Annotated in this window: 19 protein-coding genes and 2 pseudogenes; 6 read left to right on the plus strand and 15 right to left on the minus strand. The window is 62.3% G+C overall.

What is annotated here, in order from left to right:
• Window positions 1-9 precede the first annotated feature (9 nt).
• Window positions 10-627, minus strand: a complete 618-nt coding sequence (locus PSH94_RS21245) for an FKBP-type peptidyl-prolyl cis-trans isomerase (protein ID WP_034100560.1) — start codon at window positions 625-627, stop codon at window positions 10-12.
• Window positions 628-899: 272 nt separating this feature from the next.
• Here PSH94_RS21245 and PSH94_RS26220 point away from each other — a divergent pair.
• Together PSH94_RS26220 and PSH94_RS26225 are read left to right on the plus strand one after the other, a co-directional pair.
• A pseudogene (locus PSH94_RS26220) lies at window positions 900-1,916 on the plus strand (methyl-accepting chemotaxis protein); the annotation flags it as partial.
• 306 nt (window positions 1,917-2,222) lie between these two features.
• A pseudogene (locus PSH94_RS26225) lies at window positions 2,223-2,819 on the plus strand (methyl-accepting chemotaxis protein); the annotation flags it as partial.
• A 626-nt stretch (window positions 2,820-3,445) separates the two neighbouring features.
• Here PSH94_RS26225 and PSH94_RS21255 read toward each other — a convergent pair.
• From PSH94_RS21255 to PSH94_RS21270, 4 genes are read right to left on the minus strand one after another with little or no spacing between them, the layout of a single operon-like run.
• On the minus strand, window positions 3,446-3,814 hold the full coding sequence (locus tag PSH94_RS21255) for a glyoxalase superfamily protein (RefSeq protein ID WP_266246742.1): 369 nt from the start codon (window positions 3,812-3,814) through the stop codon (window positions 3,446-3,448).
• Window positions 3,815-3,843: 29 nt separating this feature from the next.
• A complete protein-coding gene (locus PSH94_RS21260) occupies window positions 3,844-5,307 on the minus strand; it encodes an amidohydrolase family protein (protein ID WP_181078802.1) in 1,464 nt (487 codons plus the stop codon).
• A 1-nt stretch (window position 5,308) separates the two neighbouring features.
• On the minus strand, window positions 5,309-6,169 hold the full coding sequence (locus PSH94_RS21265) for a MurR/RpiR family transcriptional regulator (RefSeq protein WP_181078803.1): 861 nt from the start codon (window positions 6,167-6,169) through the stop codon (window positions 5,309-5,311).
• A 12-nt stretch (window positions 6,170-6,181) separates the two neighbouring features.
• Window positions 6,182-7,531, minus strand: a complete 1,350-nt coding sequence (locus tag PSH94_RS21270) for a gluconate:H+ symporter (RefSeq protein ID WP_305435710.1) — start codon at window positions 7,529-7,531, stop codon at window positions 6,182-6,184.
• A 248-nt stretch (window positions 7,532-7,779) separates the two neighbouring features.
• Here PSH94_RS21270 and PSH94_RS21275 point away from each other — a divergent pair, with 248 nt between their 5' ends.
• Entirely contained in the window at window positions 7,780-8,160 is a 381-nt protein-coding gene (locus tag PSH94_RS21275) for a lysozyme inhibitor LprI family protein (protein ID WP_305437747.1), read from the plus strand.
• Between the two features lie 18 nt (window positions 8,161-8,178).
• On the opposite strand, the gene PSH94_RS21280 is transcribed toward PSH94_RS21275, so the two are convergent.
• The 4 genes from PSH94_RS21280 to PSH94_RS21295 form a co-directional block, all read right to left on the minus strand.
• A complete protein-coding gene (locus PSH94_RS21280; protein WP_266246748.1) occupies window positions 8,179-9,624 on the minus strand; it encodes a SulP family inorganic anion transporter in 1,446 nt (481 codons plus the stop codon).
• A 123-nt stretch (window positions 9,625-9,747) separates the two neighbouring features.
• The gene (locus tag PSH94_RS21285; RefSeq protein WP_181078811.1) at window positions 9,748-10,644 is read right to left on the minus strand and encodes a LysR family transcriptional regulator; all 897 of its coding nucleotides are present in this window, start codon (window positions 10,642-10,644) and stop codon (window positions 9,748-9,750) included.
• A 30-nt stretch (window positions 10,645-10,674) separates the two neighbouring features.
• Window positions 10,675-11,265: an NAD(P)H-dependent oxidoreductase gene (locus PSH94_RS21290; protein WP_266246750.1), complete on the minus strand. Its 591-nt coding sequence runs from the start codon at window positions 11,263-11,265 to the stop codon at window positions 10,675-10,677.
• Window positions 11,266-11,380: 115 nt separating this feature from the next.
• Window positions 11,381-12,145: a sulfite exporter TauE/SafE family protein gene (locus PSH94_RS21295; RefSeq protein ID WP_266246752.1), complete on the minus strand. Its 765-nt coding sequence runs from the start codon at window positions 12,143-12,145 to the stop codon at window positions 11,381-11,383.
• A gap of 135 nt (window positions 12,146-12,280) precedes the next feature.
• On the opposite strand from PSH94_RS21295, the gene PSH94_RS21300 reads away from it, so the two are divergent.
• Window positions 12,281-13,177 (plus strand): LysR family transcriptional regulator, encoded by an 897-nt coding sequence (locus tag PSH94_RS21300; protein ID WP_266246754.1) that lies wholly within the window; start codon window positions 12,281-12,283, stop codon window positions 13,175-13,177.
• Here PSH94_RS21300 and PSH94_RS21305 read toward each other — a convergent pair.
• Window positions 13,123-14,529, minus strand: a complete 1,407-nt coding sequence (locus PSH94_RS21305) for an amino acid permease (RefSeq protein ID WP_266246756.1) — start codon at window positions 14,527-14,529, stop codon at window positions 13,123-13,125. The genes PSH94_RS21300 and PSH94_RS21305 overlap by 55 nt on opposite strands.
• 99 nt (window positions 14,530-14,628) lie before the next feature.
• On the minus strand, window positions 14,629-15,879 hold the full coding sequence (gene kynU / locus PSH94_RS21310) for a kynureninase (protein ID WP_253509349.1): 1,251 nt from the start codon (window positions 15,877-15,879) through the stop codon (window positions 14,629-14,631).
• Between the two features lie 144 nt (window positions 15,880-16,023).
• Between kynU and PSH94_RS21315 the strand changes: the two genes are divergently transcribed.
• The gene (locus PSH94_RS21315) at window positions 16,024-16,497 is read left to right on the plus strand and encodes an Lrp/AsnC family transcriptional regulator (RefSeq protein WP_017531067.1); all 474 of its coding nucleotides are present in this window, start codon (window positions 16,024-16,026) and stop codon (window positions 16,495-16,497) included.
• 77 nt (window positions 16,498-16,574) lie between these two features.
• On the opposite strand, the gene catA is transcribed toward PSH94_RS21315, so the two are convergent.
• From catA to PSH94_RS21330, 3 genes are read right to left on the minus strand one after another with little or no spacing between them, the layout of a single operon-like run.
• Window positions 16,575-17,504 (minus strand): catechol 1,2-dioxygenase, encoded by a 930-nt coding sequence (gene catA / locus PSH94_RS21320; protein WP_181078823.1) that lies wholly within the window; start codon window positions 17,502-17,504, stop codon window positions 16,575-16,577.
• A gap of 41 nt (window positions 17,505-17,545) precedes the next feature.
• Complete coding sequence (catC, locus tag PSH94_RS21325) at window positions 17,546-17,836, minus strand: muconolactone Delta-isomerase (RefSeq protein WP_181078825.1); 291 nt, start codon at window positions 17,834-17,836, stop codon at window positions 17,546-17,548.
• A gap of 12 nt (window positions 17,837-17,848) precedes the next feature.
• Complete coding sequence (locus tag PSH94_RS21330; protein WP_266246767.1) at window positions 17,849-18,976, minus strand: muconate cycloisomerase family protein; 1,128 nt, start codon at window positions 18,974-18,976, stop codon at window positions 17,849-17,851.
• A gap of 114 nt (window positions 18,977-19,090) precedes the next feature.
• On the opposite strand from PSH94_RS21330, the gene PSH94_RS21335 reads away from it, so the two are divergent.
• The gene (locus PSH94_RS21335; protein WP_266246769.1) at window positions 19,091-19,966 is read left to right on the plus strand and encodes a LysR family transcriptional regulator; all 876 of its coding nucleotides are present in this window, start codon (window positions 19,091-19,093) and stop codon (window positions 19,964-19,966) included.
• A gap of 38 nt (window positions 19,967-20,004) precedes the next feature.
• On the opposite strand, the gene PSH94_RS21340 is transcribed toward PSH94_RS21335, so the two are convergent.
• Window positions 20,005-20,997, minus strand: coding sequence for a helix-turn-helix domain-containing protein (locus tag PSH94_RS21340; protein WP_181078831.1), 993 nt, complete (start codon window positions 20,995-20,997; stop codon window positions 20,005-20,007).
• Window positions 20,998-21,093: the final 96 nt, after the last annotated feature.

Here is a 21,093-nt window from a genome sequence, read left to right on the forward strand (position 1 = left end):
CAGCAGGTCTTACAGAACGTCGAGCAGCTCGACGTCGAACACCAGAACGCTGTGTGGCGGGATGCTGCCAACGCCTTGAGCGCCGTAAGCCAACTCGCTCGGCACGTACAGGCGCCATTTGCTGCCGGCATTCATCAGTTGCAGGGCTTCGGTCCAACCGGCGATCACACCACCTACCGGGAATTCGGCTGGCTGGCCACGCTCGTAGGAGCTGTCGAACACAGTGCCGTCGATCAGGGTGCCGTGGTAGTGGGTACGCACCTGGTCTTCACGGGTCGGCTTGGCGCCGTCGCCCTGAGTCAGCACTTCAAACTGCAGACCGGAAGCCAGGGTGGTGATGCCCTCGCGCTTGGCGTTTTCAGCCAGGAAAGCCAGGCCGGCACCGGCTGCGGCTTCAGCCTTGGCAGCGGCTTCGGCCTGCATGACTTCGCGGATCACCTTGAAGCTGGCGGCCATTTGTTCCTGGTCAACACGGCTTGGCTTGCCCGCAAAAGCGTCGGTCAGGCCGGCCAGGATCGCGTCCAGGCTCACGCCCGGCGGCGGGTTGTCGCGCAGTTGGTCGCCCAACTGACGGCCGATACCGTAGCTGACGCGGGTTTCGTCGGTGGACAGATTAACTTCGGACATGAATAGGCTCCGCTGTAGGACGGTACTGAAAACACTGTCTCCCGCACCGCCCAAAACTAAAAGGGCCCGCAGACTAGCACAGAATATGTGCCCCCGATGAGCCTTCGCGGAGTACCGATATGGCGCCGCAGGTCGCTGTACAAGAGTGTGCGCCGGGGTTTTACGAATAAACGTTTCAGATTCTCGTCCGCCTGCCGATACAGGTCTACTCACCTTGGCTGGCTCAAACAACAACACCGTCCAGCAGACAAATCACTTTTGCGGAGCATTCGATGAACAGCTGGTTCGGTAACATCAGCGTCAACCTCAAACTCGGCCTGGGCTTCGGCCTGGTGCTGGTCCTCACCTCGATCCTGGCCCTCACCGGCTGGACCAGCCTCGGCAGCCTGATCGATCGCAGTAACTGGATGAGCGATATCACCCAGCTCAACGCGTCGCTGACCAAACTGCGCATCGTGCGTTTGCAGTACATGCTGGCCAACGGCGACGAAGCCGTGGCGCAGAACGTACAGACCAGCCTGGATGCGTTCGCCGCACAACAGCAGAAGCTGCTGGACAGTTTCAAGAGCCCGGAAAACGTCAAGCTGCTGACCGACCAGAAGGCCGTGATCACCGCCTATCAGCAGTCCCTGAACAAAATGCGTGAGGCTTACCGTAACGGCAACGCGTCGCGCCAGGTCATGGGCGACAAGGCTGACATCGCCAACGCTCAGATCGAGGCCCTGGACACCAGTGTGCAGCAGATGCCGGACAGCCCGGAACGCTTCACACAGTTCCAGGCATTGACCAATGCCAAGCAGGAATTCCAGTTGGCCCGCTACGAAGTGCGTGGCTACACCAACAACGTCAACCCTGACACCGAAGCCCGCGCCGCGGCACAAATCGAGAAAGCCATCAACGGCTTGAAAGGTTTGAGCGCCGTGTTCGGCAGCAGCCAGCAAAGCGCACTGACCGCGCTTGAAACCGCCCTGAATGCCTATCGCAACGCCGTGCAGAACTATAAGGCTGCCAACGCCAACATCGTCGCCGCCCGGGCCGAGATGACCACCCAGGGAGCCGATATCGTCACCATCAGCGACAAGCTCTACGATATTCAGCTTGACCGCCGCGACGCCGAAAGCGCCCAGGCCCGTAGCCTGCAGTTGATCAGCACCTTGCTGGCACTGCTGGTCGGCATCATCGCCGCGCTGGTGATTACCCGCCAGATCACCCGTCCGATCCAGGACACCCTGGCCGTGGTGGAGCGCATTGCCTCCGGCGATCTGAGCCACAACATTCAGGTCACCCGCCGCGACGAGTTGGGCGTGCTGCAACAAGGCATCCAGCGCATGGGCACCACTTTGCGCGAACTGATCAGCGGGATTCGTGATGGCGTGACTCAAATCGCCAGCGCCGCCGAAGAGTTGTCGGCCGTGACCGAGCAGACCAGCGCCGGCGTGAACAGCCAGAAAATAGAAACCGACCAGGTCGCCACCGCGATGCATGAAATGACCGCCACCGTGCAGGAAGTGGCGCGCAATGCCGAGCAGGCTTCCCAGGCTGCGTCCGACGCCGATGGCCAGGCCCGTGAAGGCGACAAGGTGGTGGCCGAGGCCATCGCTCAGATCGAGCGGCTCGCCGCTGAAGTGGCGCGCTCCACCGACGCCATGACGCATCTGCAGCAAGAGAGCAACAAGATCGGCAGCGTGATGGATGTGATCAAGGCCGTGGCCGAACAGACCAACCTGCTGGCTCTCAACGCAGCGATCGAAGCGGCACGTGCAGGTGAAGCCGGCCGTGGCTTTGCCGTCGTGGCGGACGAAGTGCGCGGCCTGGCCCAGCGCACGCAGAAATCCACCGAAGAAATCGAAGGCCTGGTCGCCGGCTTGCAGAACGGCACCCAGCAAGTGGCCAACGTGATGAACAACAGCCGCAGCCTCACCGACAGCAGCGTGGAACTGACCCGCAAGGCCGGCGTGTCGCTGGAGAACATCACCCGGACGGTGTCCAACATCCAGTCGATGAACCAGCAGATCGCCGCTGCCGCCGAAGAGCAGAGCGCCGTGGCCGAAGAGATCAGCCGCAGCATCGTCAACGTGCGCGATGTGTCGGAACAGACCGCCAGCGCCAGTGAAGAGACCGCCAAATCCAGCGTGGAACTGGCCCGACTGGGCAGCCAGTTGCAGCAGATGGTAAGCCACTTCCGGGTGTAGGAAAGCAAAAAGCCGCCTCGGCATACACCGAGGCGGCTCCGCTTTTCAGACCTTAGCGGTCATCGAAGCTGTCTCGCAGGAACTTCCATACGTGATAAGCACGCAGGCAGTTCACTACGAGGTTCCACATACGTCGTGCAAACTTAGACATACTCGGCCCTCCATGAGTTGGGCCTTACCTCCAGCGCACTTACCGGAACATGTGAGCCTTCGGACGCGGGTCAGCGCTTCGAGTGAGGCGGCCGGGCTTTGGTTCCTCCCGCATGAATCCGGCACGGATTACTAGCCCGTGGCGTTCGGTCCATAATTCCGCGCGCATACCCAGCCACCTACAAAACGACATATTTGGAACGGGGGTGATACTAACCAACATCCTGACCGAAGGTGTGACAGGTGACGATAAATCAGCAGTCAAAACCAACCGATTCATTGCAAAATTTTGCCGCCGTTTTTGTACATAAACAAACCAGGCCGAGCGTGGTCAGGCCTTGCACGAAAGGATAGTCGCCATTAATATCGGCAGGGTGGGTCAGCGCTTTCAGTGAGCTCGCAATCCCAGCCACTAACTGGGATCGCAAAAAAACCGTCTTAACCAAGACGGTTTTTTATTGCCCGCGATTTACCGCTCAGCCCTCGCCCTCCTCCACAAACACCAGCCGATTCCCGAACGGATCCTTGATGCTCATCTCCCGCGAGCCCCACGGAGTTTCCTCAACGTCCGGCTTGGCGTAACGATAATCCTTGGCCAGCAATTGCCGTTGGTACCCGTCCACGCCTTGCGCCTGAATGCGCACGGCGGCGCCCGGCGACGCATCGCCATGGTGCTCGGACAAATGCAGCACGCACTCGCCCAAAGACACCTGCAGGTACACCGGATAATTGGCCTCGAAACGGTGCTGCCAATCCACCTTGAAACCCAGGAAGTCGACGTAGAATTCCAAGGTTTTGGCTTCGTCGAAAATTCGCAGGATGGGGGTGACTTTTCCTAAGTGCATGGCGATCGCTCCGTGTGTGAAGGCGCCCACTATAAAGACCAAAACCCACCGCGCAAATCCCCGCTGCGCGCCAGGAAGCGGCCCGGCCGTTCACCGTTGGCGTGCCCATTGTGGTAGCTCAACACTCCGTTGACCCATACCCCCTCGATGCCTTCCGCCGCCCGCTGCGGTGCCTTGAAGTCCGCGACGTCACGCACCCGCAAGGGGTCGAACAACACCAGATCGGCCCAGTGCCCTTCACGGATTTCACCGCGCTCCGACAAGCCAAACCGCGCCGCCGACAAGCCGGTCATTTTGTGCACCGCCGTGTGCAGCGGGAACAACCCCACATCCCGGCTGAAATGTCCTAGCACCCGTGGGAACGCGCCCCACAGGCGCGGGTGCGGGAACGGGTCTTCCGGCAACCCGTCGGAGCCCACCATCGATAACGGATGCGCAAGGATGCGCCGCACATCCGCCTCGTCCATGCCGTAGTACACCGCCCCCGCCGGTTGCAGGCGACGGGCCGCGTCGAGCAGGGAAACGTCCCACTCGGCCGCAATGTCCTGCAAGTCGCGCCCGCCCATGGAGGGGTACGGCGTCGACCAGGTGATGGTGATGGGGAAGGCATCGGTGACTTGCTTGAGGTCCAGCGTCGAGGAACTGGCCGCATAGGGGTAGCAATCACAACCCACCGGGTGGGTTTTCGCGGCCAGTTCCAAGGACGCCAGCAACTGCGGACTACGCCCCCAGTTACCCGCGCCGGCACATTTGAGGTGGGAAATGATCACCGGCGCCTGGGCATGCCGGCCGATCAGGAACGCTTCGTCCATGGCCTCCAGCACCGGCTCGAATTCGCTGCGCAAATGGGTGGTGTACACCGCGCCGAAAGCGGTCAGCTCTTCGCTCAGTTGCAGCACTTCATCGGTCTCGGCGTTGAACGCACTGGCGTAGGCCAAACCGGTGGACAAACCCAGGGCGCCCGCCTCAAGGCTTTCCTTCAACTGTGCGCGCATGGCCGTTATTTCTGCCTGGGTGGCCGTGCGGTAGAGGTCGTCCAAGTGGTTGCTGCGCAGCGCCGTATGGCCGATCAACGCAGCAACGTTGACCGCCGGGTGGGCGTTTTCCACCGCTTGGCGGTAGTCGGCAAAGCGCGGGTAGGCAAAGGCATCACGCCGCCCCAGCAGGTTCATCGGGTCCGGCGGATCGCCACGCAGGCTGACCGGCGCCGCGCTGATACCGCAGTTGCCGACGATCACCGTGGTCACGCCCTGACTGAGTTTGGGCAGCATCTGCGGCTGGCGGATCACCACTGTGTCGTCGTGGGTGTGCACGTCGATAAAGCCTGGCGCCAGCACCCGGCCACTGGCCTCGATTGTTTGCGCGGCCGAGCCGCTCGACAGCTCGCCGATGGCCTCGATACGCCCCGCGCGCACGCCTACATCGGCGACATATCCCGGGGTGTTGCTGCCATCGATAATCAGCGCCTGGCGGATCAACGTGTCGTACTTCATTTCAATCTCCGAGCGGCAAGGCATCGGGGCCGCCGCGGTAGTCGTCCAGGGCCAGCTTGATGCGGCGTAGGCGTTCCTGATTATCGTCCGGCATGGCCAGCGCCAGCTCGGTGGCGAGCAGGTCGATGGCCAGCAGCATGCCGTAGCGCGCCGCCGTGGGTTTGTAGATAAAACTGGTTTCGGCCGGTTGCAGCGGTAGCACCACGTCGGCCAGGCGCGCCAACGGTGAGTCGGCGAGCGTGAGGGCGATAACGCGTGCGTCGTAGTTGCGCGCCAGTTCCACCACGTCGAGCAACTCGGGCGTCAGGCCGGTCAGCGAGCAGACGATCAGCACGTGCTGCGGGCCCAGCGTGGCGGCGGTGACGCGCATCATCAGTGGGTCATGGCAAGCGGCAATCGGATAGCCCAGGCGCACCAGGCGCACTTGCAACTCATCGCTGCACAGACTGGACGGGCCGCCCATGCCGAACGCATGCACCATGCGCGCCTTGCTCAACAGGCCGACCGCGTCGGCGAAACTTGCCTGATCGAAGCCCGCCAGGTGCTGGCGCAGCGTGGCTTCGATATCCCCCAGGATCTGCCGGTGAAACGCCGACTGCTCGGGTGTGCCCACCGGGTCCAGGAAGCGGCTGCCGACGCCGCTGGCCTGGGCCAGCTGCAGGCGTAGATCACGCAAGTCGCGGCAACCGACACTGCGGGCAAAACGTGACAAGGTCGCAGTGCTGACCTCGGCGCGCTGGGACAGTGCTTCCAGACTGGCCGACGCGGCAAAGCCTACGTCGTCCAGCATCAGCCGGGCGATGCGCCCTTCGCCGGCGCTGAAGGACGCCTGGCGGGCGCGGATCTGGTAGAGGATGTCCATAAGGGCTCCGGGTCAAAGCAGGCAGGACAGACCATAGGTCAGACCGAAGGCAACCACGGAAATCAGGGTTTCCAGCACGGTCCAGGTCTTGAAGGTCTGGATCACCGTCATATTGAAGTATTCCTTGATCAGCCAGAAGCCGCCGTCGTTGACGTGGGAAAAGATCACCGAGCCCGCACCGGTGGCCAGCACCAGCAATTCCGGATGTGGATAGCCCAGGCCCAGGGCCACCGGCGCCACCACACCGGAGGCAGTGGTCATGGCCACCGTGGCCGAGCCGGTAGCGATGCGCATCAGTGCGGCGAACAACCAGCCCATCACCAGCGGCGACAGGTGGAAGGCATGGGCCAGCCCCAGAATCTCGTTGGTCACGCCGGCATCCACCAGGATGCGATTCAAACCGCCACCCGCCCCCACCAGCAGCGTGATGCTGGCAGTCGGCGCCAGGCATTCGTTGGTAAATCTGAGGATCGATTCGCGGTTGAAGCCTTGAGCCAGGCCCAGGGTCCAGAAACTGACCAGCGTCGCCACCAGCAGCGCAATCACCGAGTTGCCGATAAACAACAGGAACTGGTTGAACCCCGTGCCCGGCGTGGACAACACATTGGCCCAGCCGCCGATCATCATCAGCACCACTGGCAACAGAATGGTGGCCATGGTCAGGGCAAAACTCGGGAGACGGCTACGCGGCTCGCGCTCGATAAACTGGCGCTCCAGCGGGTTTTCCGCCGGCAGGTGAATACGCGGCACGATGTATTTGGCGTAGACGGGGCCGGCGATGATTGCCGTCGGAATGCCGATCAGAATCGCATACAGCACGGTCTGCCCCACCGACGCGTTGTACGCCAGCACCGCCATCATCGCCGCCGGGTGCGGCGGCACCAGCGCATGCACCACCGACAAGCCGGCGACCATCGGTAAACCAACCATCAGGATCGACACCCCCACGCGCCGCGCCACGGTAAACGCGATGGGCACCAGCAACACAAAGCCCACCTCGAAAAACAGCGGCAGCCCCACCAGAAAGGCAATGCACACCATGGCCCAGTGCGCATTGCGCTCGCCGAAGCGATGGATCAAGGTGCGCGCCACCTGCTCGGCACCGCCGGACTCGGCCATCATTTTGCCGAGCATGGTGCCCAGCGCCACCACCAGGGCGATGTGTCCCAGGGTCTTGCCGACGCCCGCCTCGTAGGAGCCCATGATGGTGTCGGCCGGCATCCCGGCCATCAGCGCCAGGCCGATAGACACCAGGGTGATGACGATAAACGGGTTGAGTCGGTAACGTGCAATCAGCACGATCAATGCAATGATGGCGATGGCAGCGTATGCCAACAGCCCAAAGCCCGGTGATGCGGCCATGCGGTACTCCTCGGAAAGGGTCACGTCGAATTGGTTGTGAAATTCATAAATCATTTCCCCACGGGATTTTCAAACTGCATGAAAGTAACTTTCGTCCACGGATAAGCGCTGTCGCCGTCGGACATGTTCGGCGCCATCGGATGAAAATCAGGAAGGTGTTCTTACATGAGGATCGGACGCTGGCGGAAACTCAGACCGCGCCGCTGGGTCTTAGAATGCGCACCCACTCACGCTCAGGAAAATCGATGATGACTCGTAGCTCTTTCGCCGCCGCCGCCGTGCTTCTGGCCTTGTGCGGCCACGCAACGGCCGCCGATAACGCCGCGCTGACAAAGTGCATGGACAGCGCCAACACCACGCTCGACATGGTCACCTGCAACACCAAAGAGGCCAAGGTTCAGGACGATCGCCTGAACCGCGCCTACAAAACCGCCCTCGCCGCCCAGGAAGGCCCACGTAAACATCAACTGCAGGACGTGCAGCGCCTGTGGATAAAGTATCGCGACGCCAATTGCGCCTTTGCCGGCTCGGCGACCGGTGGTTCCATCGATCGGGTCAACGGCTCCGGCTGCGTGCTGGACATGACCCAGACCCGCGCCCAGGAACTCGAAGACCTGATGGGGCCATAACTCCTCTCAGGGCGGGAGTCAGTCGTGATGCACCCGCGCGCGTTTGAGCAGTTTTTTGCAGCGCTCAGACAAATGCAGCACCCGCAAATGCTTGCCGGCCTTGTTGTAGCGCTCGCGCAGGGTCATCAGCGCGGCAATCGCCGAATAATCGACGAAGCTGAGATGGCGACAGTCCAGCGTCACCTGGGCCGGGTCGTTGGCCGGATCGAACTGGTTCAGGAACGGCGTGGTTGAGGCGAAGAACAAAGTGCCATGCAGGCGATAGAGCTTGCTGCCGTCGGCTTCCACGTGTTCATCGGCGTACAGCTCGCGGGCCTGCTGCCAGGCAAAATTCAGTGCCGCAATCACGATCCCGCATAGCACCGCGGTGGCCAGGTCGGTGAACACGGTGATGGCTGTCACTGCGATAATCACCAGCACATCATTGAGCGGCACCTTGTTGATCACCCGCAACGACGCCCACGCGAAGGTCTGTTGAGACACCACGAACATCACCCCCACCAGCGCCGCCAGTGGAATCCGCTCGATCAGCGGCGACAAAAACAGAATGAACAACAGGATCATCACCCCGGCAAACACCCCGGAGAAACGCCCGCGTCCGCCGGAGCTGAGGTTGATCACGGTTTGCCCGATCATCGCGCAACCGCCCATGCCACCGAACAGGCCCGAGACCATGTTCGCGGCGCCCAGGGCCACGCTCTCACGGTCGGGGTAGCCACGGGTCTCGGTGATTTCGTCGGTGAGGTTGAGGGTCAGCAGGGTCTCCAGCAGGCCGACCATCGCCATCAGGAACGCGTAGGGCGCAATGATGCCGAGGGTTTCCAAGGTCCATGGAACCTGCGGCAGCGCAAAGCCGGGCAGGCCACCGGCGATGTGAGCCATGTCGCCCAGGGTGCGCGTCGGCAAGCCCAGCAGGTACACCGCCAGACCCACGCCGAGGATCGCCACCAGCGCAGGCGGCACTGCGCGCGTGATGCGCGGCAGCCCATAGACAATCGCCATGGTCACCAGCACCAGGCCGCTCATTACGTAGAGCGGCGTGCCACTGAGCCAGGCCTCGCCGTTCTTGAAATGCTCCAACTGCGCCAGGGCAATGATGATCGCCAGGCCGTTGACGAACCCCAGCATCACCGGGTGCGGCACCATGCGCACCAGCTTGCCCAGGCGCAGCAGGCCGAACGCAACCATGATCAACCCGCCCAGCAGCACGGTGGCGAGCAGATACTCCACCCCGTGCTGCACCACCAGCGCGACGATCACCACCGCCATCGAACCGGCCGCCCCGGACACCATCCCCGGCCGCCCGCCGAACAGCGCGGTGAGGGTACAGATGATAAAGGCGCCGTACAGGCCCATCAGTGGGTTGAGGTGAGCGACCAGGGCGAAGGCGATGCATTCGGGCAGCAACGCAAAGGACGTGGTGAGGCCGGCCAGGGCATCGGCGCGCAGACGGGTGAGGTTCATGAGGTACCAGGGTATTGCGGGGAATAAGGCCAGGAATGGTACGGAATTGAGCGGGGCGGGGCTAGTCTTGAAGGCCGAGTGGGCGCCATCGGGGTGCAAGCCCGCTCTCACATGACCGTCGAATCAGCAGGCATACCGCGCCAGCTTGGCCTGGATAAAGTCCAGGAAGCACTGGATGCGCAGCGCCAACTGCGAGTTGCGATAGAACACCGCGTGGATCGGTTGGCGGTAGCCGCTGTAAAACGTTTCCAGCAGCGGCACCAGGCGCCCGGCGTCGATGTCGTCGAAGGTCATGAAGTTCGACAGGCAAGCAATGCCCTGTCCTTCCAATGCCAGGTGACGCAGGGTTTCGCCGCTGGAAGCGCCGATGCTCGGCTGGATCAGCCAGCGGTCGCCTGCCGCATGGCGCAGCGGCCAATGGTTGAGGGTTTCGGTCTGGGTGAAACCCAGCAAGGTGTGATCCGCCAGGTCAGCGACCGTGCGTGGCGTGCCGTGGCGCTCAAGATAGTCGGGGCTGGCAAGGATATGCAGCGGGGTGCAGCCCAGGGACCGCGCATGCAGGCTCGAATCGGCCAACGCACCGATGCGAATCGCAATGTCGGTGCTCTGTTCCAGCAGGTCGATGATCAGGTCATCGCTGTTGAGCTCCAGTTGGATCTGCGGATACAGGCGGCGAAATTCGGCGATGTACGGAATGATCCCGTGCAGCATGAACGGCACCGCCGCATTGATGCGCAGGCGCCCGGCCGGTGTTTGCTGGCGCGAGCTGAGGCGTTCTTCCAGCTCATCCATCTGCGCCAGAATCGCCTTGGCCTGCTCGAAGAAGTATTTGCCTTCCTCGGTCAGGTCCATGCGCCGCGTGGTGCGGTTGATCAGCGTGGTGTCGAGCTTGGCTTCCAGGCGCGACAAGGTCCGGCTGACCGCCGACGGCGTCTGCCCGGCCTGCTCCGCCGCTGCGGAAATCGAGCCGCACTCGATCACGCTGACAAAAATCTGTAGCTCATCGGATCGGGCTTTCACGGGCGCTCCTCTCTCATCGTGAGGCGCAGCTTACACCGAGAGGTTGAACACCTGCGCCAGATGCTGCTCATAGCGCGCCACATCCGCGTCGATGGCCGGGCGTTTCATCACATCCACGCAAAGGAAAGTCGGCAGGCCGGTCATGCCGAGGAATTGATTGGCCTTGTGAAACGGGAAGTACACCGCGTCCACGCCCTTGGCTTCGAAGAAATCGCTGGGGTCGTCGAAGGCTTGCTGCGGTGCGTTCCAGGTCAGCGACAACATGTACTGCTTGCCCTGGATCAGGCCGCCGCTGCCGTATTTCTGCGATGCATCGGACCGGGTGCGACCATCGCTGGCATACAGGCTGCCGTGGCCTTCGGTGAAGACTTCGTCGATGTACTTCTTGACGATCCACGGCGCGCCCATCCACCAGCCGGGCATCTGGTAGATGATCACGTCGGCCCACAGGAACTTGGCGACCTCTTCGGCCACGTCGTAGCCGGCGTCGATATGGGTGACCTTGACGTCGATACCGGCACGGTCCAGCACCGCCGCTGCGGTGTCATGCAGGGTAACGTTGTAGCGGCCATCGGAGTGGGCGAATTGTTTACCGCCGTTGAGCAACAGGACTTTTTTCATGGGAGATTCCAGAAGGTTGAAAGGTCTGGACGCAGACTATCCGCCCAGACCCCTTCGAATAAGCCATGAACCGGCAAAATACATTTGATCTGCAAGCACGAATAGGCGGCCATTATTAACCACTGATCAGCAGATGCCCGCCCAACAGCGCCATGCCGACAAAAAATACCCGTTTGAACACCACGGCACTGATGCGCTGGCGTACCCACTGGCCCAGCCACATGCCCAACAGCGCCGGCACCAGCGCCAGCAATGAAGCATTCAGTTCAGCGCCGCCCAGCCCACCGCGCCAGGCCAGCCCGCCAGCCAAGGCCAGGGTGGACACGCTGAACGACAGCCCCAGCGCCTGCACCAGTTGATCGCGCTGCAAGCCCAGCGCCTGCAGATATGGCACGGAGGGAATCACAAACACCCCGGTGGCTGCGGTGACGACGCCGGTGAGCAATCCGCATAGCGGGCCCAGCCAGCGCTCCGCCGCCGAGCCGACCTTGAACGTGGGCAAAAACAACCCGCTCAAGGCGTACGCCAGCAACGCTGCGCCCAAGGCGTGCGCCACCCAGCCGCCGCCGTCGATGCCCAGCCACGCCGTACCCAGCCCGGTGCCGAGAAAAATCAGCAACAGCATCGGCCACAGACGTCTGACCAGCGCACTCAGATGGCCGCCGAATGCCAGTTGCCAGAGGTTGGTGACGGTCGACGGAATGATCAGCAACGCCGCAGCCTGCGCCGGCAACATAGCCAGACCGAGCAGCCCCATGGCCACGGTGGGCAAGCCCAAACCGATCACCCCTTTGACGGTGCCCGCCAGCATAAAGGTGGCGATCACCAGCAAGGACAAGGCCAAGCCGATATTTTGATAGAACGTGAGGAAGGTCGTCATGGGCCGATTGTGACGATTTTCGATGAGCGCGAAAATTCGCCATATACTTAGGCAGCCTCTTGTTTTACTTGAGGCTTGAAGCTTCATCCGGAGCAAGGCCCGATAAGGCCCGTCCAGCCACCCGAGAAACCGGCCATGCACTTTGACCTGATCGACCTGCGCCTCTACCTGCACACGCTGGACGCCGGCAATATCACCGCTGGCGCAGCCCGCAGCCATTTGTCTCTGGCCGCCGCCAGCGCGCGCATCCGGGCCATGGAAGCGTCGCTGGGGATCGAGTTGCTGCAACGCGGTCGCCGTGGTGTCAGCCCGACGCCCGCGGGCAAGGCCCTGGCCCGCCACGCGCGCCTGCTGTTGCAACAGGCCGACCACCTGCAACAAGACCTGGCGGCGTATGCCAATGGCGTCAAAGGCCAGGTGCGCCTGCTGTGCAACACCACGGCGCTGAGCGAATACCTGCCGGAACTGCTGGCGGATGTGCTGCGTGACAATCCCTACCTGGATATCGACCTGCAGGAGCTGCCCAGCCTGCGCATCACCCAGGCGCTGCGCCAAGGCACGGCCGACCTGGGGATCATCTCCGACGCGGTGGATACCCACGGTTTGCAGACCCTGCCCTTTCGCGACGACCCGCTGGTGCTGATCATGCCGGCGACGCATGCACTGGCGGCAGGACCGGCCAGTTTTATCGATAGCCTGCAACACGACTTCGTCGGCCTGGCGGCCCACAGTGCGCTGGCGGTGTACCTGGAAGAACAGGCGCTGCACGCCGGCTTTCGTTTGCACACGCGAATTCGCGCCGAGAGCTTTGATGGGCTGATGCGCATGGTCGCGCGCGGCGCCGGCCTGGGGATCGTGCCCCAGGCCGCGTTGGAACGCTGGTCAGGAAAACACCGCTTCAAAGCCCAGCCGCTGCGCGAAGAATGGGCCTCTCGGCGATTGCTGCTATGTGCGCGCTCGTTCGAACAACTGCCGGGTTACGCCAAGGCCTTGTTCGAAGCGCTGGCCCTGCCCTTGCGGAAAAACCCGTAGTACACCGCCGACAGTATCAGCAGAAACGGCACGCCAAACACCAGAGTCAGCTTGAACGCCTCGGTGAAGTAGGTGGTGATCATCACCGCGCCCATCAGCACCAACCCCAGCAGGGTGCTGCAGGGAAACAGGCGTAACTGGAACGACAGGTTCGGCCCACCGTGGCGCTTGCGATAGCGACGGAAAAACAGGTGGGTGAGGAAGATCATGAACCAGGTGAAAATCGCACCGAACATCGAGATCGCCATCATCAAGGTGAACGAGCTTTGCGGGTACACCACGTTGAGCAAGGTCGCCAGGGCGATGCCCGAGCTGGACAGCACCAGCGCGTTCAGCGGTATCCCGCTCTTGCTCAACGTGCCCATGGCCTTGGGCGCAAAGCCGGCGCGCGAGAGGCTGAACATCATGCGCGTGGTGATGTAGAGCTGGCTGTTCATCGCCGACAGCGCCGCGATCAGGATGACGAAATTCATCACCCCGGTGGCGCCGGGGATACCGAGGGTCTGCATCACCGTGACGAACGGGCTCTGGGCCTGGCCGGCCTGGTTCCACGGCACGATGGCGAGCATCAGCGCCAGGGTCAGCAGGTAGAACACCACCAGGCGCACGATGGTCGCGCGAAAGGCTTGCTTGACCGCACGCTCCGGGTCGGCCGCTTCACCGGCGGCCACGGCGATCATCTCCACACTCAGGTAACTGAAGATCGACACGATCACCGCGATCCACATACCGCTCACACCGTGGGGAAAGAAACCGCCATGAGCCGTGTAGTTCTGCACACCGTAGTCCGGGTTGGCGGAACCGAACACCACGTACACCGCGAGGAGAATGAAGCCGACGATGGCGCTGATCTTGATCGTTGAAAACCAGTACTCGAAGTTGCCGAAGGTTTTCACGCTGATGGCATTGAGCACAATCAGCACGCTGGAAAACGACACGATCCACACCCACTCCGGCACGTTGGCGAACCAGTACTTCATGTAAATCGCCACCGCCGTAACCTCGGCGCCCACCGCCAGCACAATCGCGGCCCAATAGGCATAGCGCACCAGGAACCCGGCCAGCGGGCTGATATAGAACTCGGCATAGGCGCCGAAGGAACCGGAGGTGGAATGGGCCACCGTCATCTCCGCCAGGCAGCCCATCAGCAGCAAGGTGATCAACGCACCGATGGCGTAGCTCACCAGTACGCTGGGCCCGGCATAGCCGATGGCGTAGGCGCTGCCCATGAACAGCCCGGTGCCGATGGCGCCACCGATGGCGATCATGCTCATCTGGCCGGAGGTGAGCTGGCGCCTCAGGCCCAGTTCGCGATGGGTGATTTCGGCAAAGCCGTTGTCTGGTGTGGTCACTGTGGTGTGCCTCTTTATTATTGTGGTTGTACTGTCTAACCGTTGTCACAGATCCCCTGTGGGAGGCGGCAGGCCCCTCCCACATTCTCCGGCGTTTATTCAGGTAACGCTGTGGCGGACCTTGAATTGGGGTTGGTCCCAGGTGTTGTTATCTAGAATCTCACCAAGGATTTCCACCGCATCCCACACCTCGGTAAAGCTCGTGTACAGCGGCGTAAACCCAAAGCGCATGATGCGCGGTTCGCGGTAGTCGCCGATCACGCCACGGGCGATCAGCGCTTGGATCACCGCATAGCCTTCAGGATGCTCGAAGCTCACATGACTGCCGCGCTTGGCGTGTTCACGCGGGGTAATCAGTTGCAGGCCATGGGCGGCGCAGCGGGTCTGCACCAAGGCAATAAACAGGTCGGTCAACGCGAGGGATTTGCGGCGCAGGCTGGCCATGTCGGTCTGTTCAAAAATCTCCAGACCGCATTCCACCATCGCCAACGAAGTGATCGGCTGGGTGCCGCACAGGTAGCGAGCGATGCCGGCGCTCGGCGCATAGCTGGATTCCATGGCGAACTGCCGCGTATGCCCGAACCAGCCCGACAACGGCTGGCGCACCAGGTCCACCAGCGCCGGGTTGACCCACACGAATGCCTGGGAGCCGGGGCCGCCGTTGAGGTATTTGTAGGTACAGCCAATCGCGTAATCGGCGCCGGCCTGATGCAGGTCCAGCGGCACCGCGCCCGCCGAATGCGCCAGGTCCCAGATCGTCAGCGCACCGCACTCATGGCTCAGGGCGGTCATGCCCCGCATGTCATACATGTAGCCGGTTTTGTAGTTGACATGAGTGAGCATCACCACCGCCACGTCGGCGTCGATGGCCTGGGTCAGCTCGTCCGGGCCGTCCACCAGGCGCAGTGAATAGCCCTGTTGCAGCAACTCGGCCAGGCCTTCGGCGATGTACAGGTCGGTGGGGAAGTTGCTGGCCTCGCTGACGATGATCCTGCGCGTCGGCGCCCGCTGGCGCTGCACGCTCAGTGCGGCGCTGAGCACTTTGAACAGGTTGATCGAAGTGGTATCGGTGATTGCGACTTCGCCGTCGCGTGCGCCGATCAGTGGGGCCAGGCGGTTGCCAAGGCGCAGGGACAGGTCTGCCCAGCCCGCGCTGTTCCAACTGCGAATCAAGCCCTCGCCCCACTCCTGGGCAATCACCTGTTGCGCCCGCGCCAGCGATGCCACCGGGCGTGCGCCGAGGGAGTTGCCGTCCAGGTAGATCACGCCTTGGGGCAAGGCAAAGCATGCACGCAGCGGTGCCAGCGGGTCCTGGGCATCCAGGGTTTGGCAATGGCTTCGGGAGGTCATGGCAGGTCCTGATTCTTATAAGAGAAGATGAACCAAATTATTAACGAAGTTTTAAAGAATTTTCGTGCAAAGTGCTGGGCGACAGGCTAATTAAGCTGTAGGAAATTCGAATTAAACCCTCAAACACGCGGATTTATTCTAAGCATGATTCTTGACGCCACCGACCTGCGCCTCCTGCATTTCCTGCAACAGGACGGCCGTATCAGTAATCAGGAACTGGCGGAAAAAGTCGCCCTGTCGCCCTCCGCCTGCCTGCGCCGTTTGCGCCTGCTGGAAAGCGAGGGTGTGATCAGCGGCTACCGTGCGGTGCTGAATGCCGAGCAATTGGGGATCGAACTGGAAGCCATCGTCCACCTGTCCTTGCGTCAGGACGTAGAGGATTGGCACGAGACCTTCATCAAGAAGGTGCAAGGCTGGCCGGAAGTGGCCAGCGCCTATGTGATCACCGGCGCGAGCAACTACGTGCTGCGGGTGCAGGCGCGCAACCTCAAGCATTTTTCTGACTTTATCGTGAACCACCTGAACCGCACGGCGGGAGTGATGGATATCCGTTCGGAGATTGTGCTGCAGAAGATCAAGGATCGGGATGAAGTGCTGGATCTGGTCGTGCGCAAATAGTCAGGCACGACACAGATCAAATGTGGGAGGGGCGGTGCGACCATTCGACTTGCCCCCTCCCACATGTTTGACCGCATTCAGTCTTCGAGGGCGCGCACCCGCTGCATGCGTTTCTGTTCTACCGGCGCGTCGGCCGCCTGCAACTCAAAGTCAAAATCAATCTGTGCAAAGCGCCCTTGCACACCAAACTCGCGCGCCAGTTGCGGATCGTCGCTGAAGCGGATCTGGGCGATCAGTTCGTCACGGGTGGCATAGGCGAAGTCATCATGCAGATAGGGGTCGTCCGACAGGTTGATCTGCGTGGTCAGGTGCCGATGTCCAGGCGCAGAGATAAAGAAATGGATATGCGCCGGGCGCTGCCCGTGGCGCCCCAGTTGATCGAGCAACTGCTGGGTCGGCCCGCTCGGCGGGCAGCCGTAGCCCGACGGCACGATGCTGCGAAAACGGTAGTTGCCCTGGGCGTCGGTCTCGATGCGGCGGCGCAGGTTGAAGTCCGACTGCGTCGCGTCGAACCACGAGTAGGTGCCACCGGTATTGGCCTGCCACACATCCACAATCGCTCCGGCCAGTGGCTTGCCATGGGTGTCGCGTACCTGGCCGCGCATGAACAGCGGCACGGCATCGTCGCTGCCGTCGTCCAGGCGGGCTTCGTACTGGCACAGCGGCGCGCCGGCCACGTACAACGGGCCTTCGATGGTGCGCGGGGTGCCGCCGGTCTTGCCGGCCTCTTCGTCGGCAGCGTCCATCAGCATGTCCAAGTAATGCTCCAGGCCAAGCCCGGCGGCGAGCAGCCCGGCTTCCTGCTGTTTGCCCAACTCGTTGAGGTAGTTGACCGCTTTCCAGAATTCTTCCGGGGTCACCTCCAGGTCTTCGATGATGTTCACGGTGTCGCGCAAAATCCGGTAGATCAGCGCTTTGGCGCGCGGGTTGCCGCCGGCGTTGCAGTTGCCGCTGGCTTCTTCGAGAAACTGCTGGGCGTGGGCGGTCTGGGACAGTCGAATGGACATGGTGCAATCCTCATCTTGTAATTATCGGGCGCAAATCAGACTCAGCGGTCGTCTTCATGGATCGACGACGGGTGTCGGCACAGGGCATTCACCTCGATGGCCATGTAGGGATACAGCGGCAGTTGCATCAGCAGGTCGTGCAGTTGCTGCACGCTGTCGACGTCGAACACGCTGTAGTTGGCGTAGTGCCCGGCGATGCGCCACAGGTGGCGCCACTGGCCGGACTCCTGCAGGCGCTGCGCCAAGGCTTTTTCTTCGGCCTTGAGGCTGGCGGCGCGTTCGGGGTGCATGTCGACGGGCAGGTTCACGGTCATTTTTACGTGGAACAACATGGCAGGTGCCTCTTAGGGTTTATCGCGACGCAAGAACGCCAGGCGCTCTTCATCGATGACCAGGCCAAGGCCCGGTGCGGTGGAGACATGCAGCTGGAAATCGCGGTACAGCGGCGGCTCGACAAGGATGTCTTCGGTGAGCAACAGCGGGCCGAACAGTTCGGTGCCCCACGCCAGTGTGTCCAGGGTCAGGAAGGCATGGGCCGACGCCAGGGTGCCGATACCGCCCTCCAGCATCGTGCCGCCGTACAGGCCGATACCGGCCGCTTCGGCAATAGCCGCCGTGCGCAACACTGCGCGCGGGCCGCCGCTCTTGGCGATCTTGAGGGCAAACACCGACGCCGCACCTTCGCGGGCCAGGTTGAAGGCATCCTCGACACATTCGATGGACTCGTCGGCCATGATCGGCGTCGGGCTCGACAGATTGAGCCGCGCCATGCCGGCACGGTTGTTGCGCGAGATCGGCTGCTCGATCAGGTCGATGCCGTTGTCGCCCAGCACCCGGCACGCGCGCAGGGCCACGGCTTCGTCCCACGCCTGGTTGACGTCGACCCGCACACTGGCGCGATCGCCCAGGGCTTTTTTGATCGCGATCACATGGGCCAGGTCATGGTCGACCTGCCCTGCGCCGATCTTCAGCTTGAACAGGCGATGGCGGCGCAGGTCGAGCATCTTCTGCGCTTCGTCGATGTCCTGCGCGGTATTGCCGCTGGCCAATGTCCAGGCCACCGGTAGCGCATCGCGCACGCGCCCGCCGAGCAACTCGCTGACGGGCAGGCCCAGGCGCTTGCCAAGGGCGTCGAGCAACGCGCTCTCCACGCCGGATTTGGCAAAGGTGTTGCCGCGTACGCTGCGCGCCACGCGCAACATGGCGGCGTTGATGTTGCTGGCGTCCTGGCCGATAAGCAACGGCGCGATGTGGCGATCAATGTTGACCTTGATGCTGTCGGGGCTTTCGTTGCCGTAACTCAGGCCGCCGATGGTGGTGGCCTCACCGATGCCCTCGATGCCATCGCTGCTGCGCACTCGGATGATCACCAGGGTCTGGTTCTGCAAGGTGTGCATGGCCAACTTGTGCGGGCGAATGGTTGGCAGATCGACGATAAGGGCCTCGATCGAGGTGATGATGCAAATCGGCATGGCAATACCCGCTGGGTTGCGTATAAGTTTCGATCGATTCTGCACCCCAGATTTCAAGGCTTCCAATATAGAATGGGTCTGGCTTGATACCTCATAAGTATGAAAGGAGTCGTCATGGAACTGCGTCATCTGCGCTATTTCCAGGTGCTGGGAGAAACCCTCAACTTCACTCGCGCGGCCGAACGCCTGCACATCGCCCAGCCGCCGTTGAGCCGGCAGATCCAGCAATTGGAGGATGAACTGGGGGTGCTGCTGCTCGAACGCAGCCGCCCATTGCGGTTGACCGAGGCCGGACGGTTTTTCTATGAGCACGCCCAATTGTTGCTCGAGCAGTTGGACAAGATCCGCGACGTCACCCGCCGCATCGGCCAGGGCGAGAAGACCTGGCTGGGCATCGGCTTCGCGCCCTCGACGTTGTATGGCGTGTTGCCGGAGCTGATCCGGCGCCTGCGTAGCCACGACACGCTGGAACTGGAGCTGGGCTTGGCGGAGATGACCACCTTGCAGCAGGTCGAAGCGCTCAAGACCGGGCGTATCGACGTGGGCTTCGGGCGCATTCGTATCGACGACCCGGCCATCGTGCAGCGCGTGCTGGTGGAGGATCGCCTGGTGGCCGTGCTGCCCGCCGGGCATCCGCTGCTGGCCGCACCCGTTACCCTCGCGCAACTGGCCGCCGAGCCGGTGGTGCTTTACCCCGGCAACCCACGGCCCAGTTATGCCGACCATGTAATCGCACTCTTCGACGCCCACGGTTTGAGCCTGAAGGTGGCGCAGTGGACCAACGAGCTGCAGACCGCCATCGGCCTGGTCGGTGCCGGGATGGGCATGACGCTGGTGCCGGCGTCGGTACAGGTGCTGCATCGGGCGGACATCGGCTATACGCCGATTGTGGAGGCGACGGCGACTTCGCCGATCATCTTGAGCCGACGGGTGAACGATCAATCGCCGGGGCTGAGTCATTGCCTGCAACTGCTGGAAGAGTTGATCTGATCCCCACCCCGCCCCTCCCACATAGGATGTCATTGCTTTTAGAGATTGCGCAGGCGCTTGCGCTGCAAGGTCTGGCTGGGGGACTCATCGAACAGTTTTCGGTACTCCGCCGAAAACCGCCCCAGGTGAGTAAAGCCCCAGCCCAGGGCGATTTCGGAGATGGTGCGGGTCGAGCCGTGCTCGAGGATCTCCTGGCGTACACCGCCCAGGCGATGCTTTTTCAGGTAGGCCATGGGCGACAGGGCGAAGTACTTGCGAAACGCATCGAACAGCTTGAACCGCGACACCCCGGCGGCGGCTTCCAGGTCTTCCAGGTGCACGGCTTCGCGTGCGTTGACGTGGAGGTACTGGCGCGCGCGGATCAGGTAGTGCGGCAGTTTCACGCCGAGTACGTCGCGCAGTTCTTCGGAATAGTTATTCGGCTGAGCGAGGATCAGGCCCTTGATCAGCGAACTCTCCAGGTCGCGGGTAAACGCCGCGTGCTCGTACAACTCGCTGCTGTGTTCCAGCTCGGCAATGAAATAACGCGCCATGCGCCACCACGACGCCGGCGCGCCGTCCACGGCGTCCATCACCGGTTCGAAGCACAACGGTGCTTCGATCGGGCGCTGCAGCAGGCCCTCGAGGGTTTCGCTCATGGCGGCGCGGGTGATCACCACTTGCAGCTTGCGACAGTCGCCGGAAATCGCCAGCACCTGATGCTCGTTGGGCGAGATGATCACGCCTTGATCGCAGTTGGAACTCAAGCGCTCGCCGTTCTTGCTCAACTCCTGCTCGCCCACCAGCGGCAGGCTCAGGCTGTAGCTGCTGAAGTGTTCGGCGTCTTCGATATCGATAGTCACGTCGGTGCCGTATTCGATCACGCCGAGGGTGGTAGCGCGGGACTTGAACACATTGGCACTGTGGTGGAAGCGCAGGCGCTCGGGCGTTGCCGTCGCCAGGCGGTGCGGCCCGCAGATGCCGGACATCCAACTGCGGGCGCCCTCCAGGTCGAAACGTTGAATACGGATATCGCGTGTCTGGCTACTCATCAGGGTGCACCCACGGCGGTTAGGCATTTGCGCGCTCTGGCGGCGCGTCATCTGAGCTGAAGGCAAGTTCTGCGCCACGCCGGCCGGTTTGCCACT

This window comes from Pseudomonas sp. FP2254, assembly GCF_030687695.1.
Classification (GTDB): domain Bacteria; phylum Pseudomonadota; class Gammaproteobacteria; order Pseudomonadales; family Pseudomonadaceae; genus Aquipseudomonas; species Aquipseudomonas quebecensis.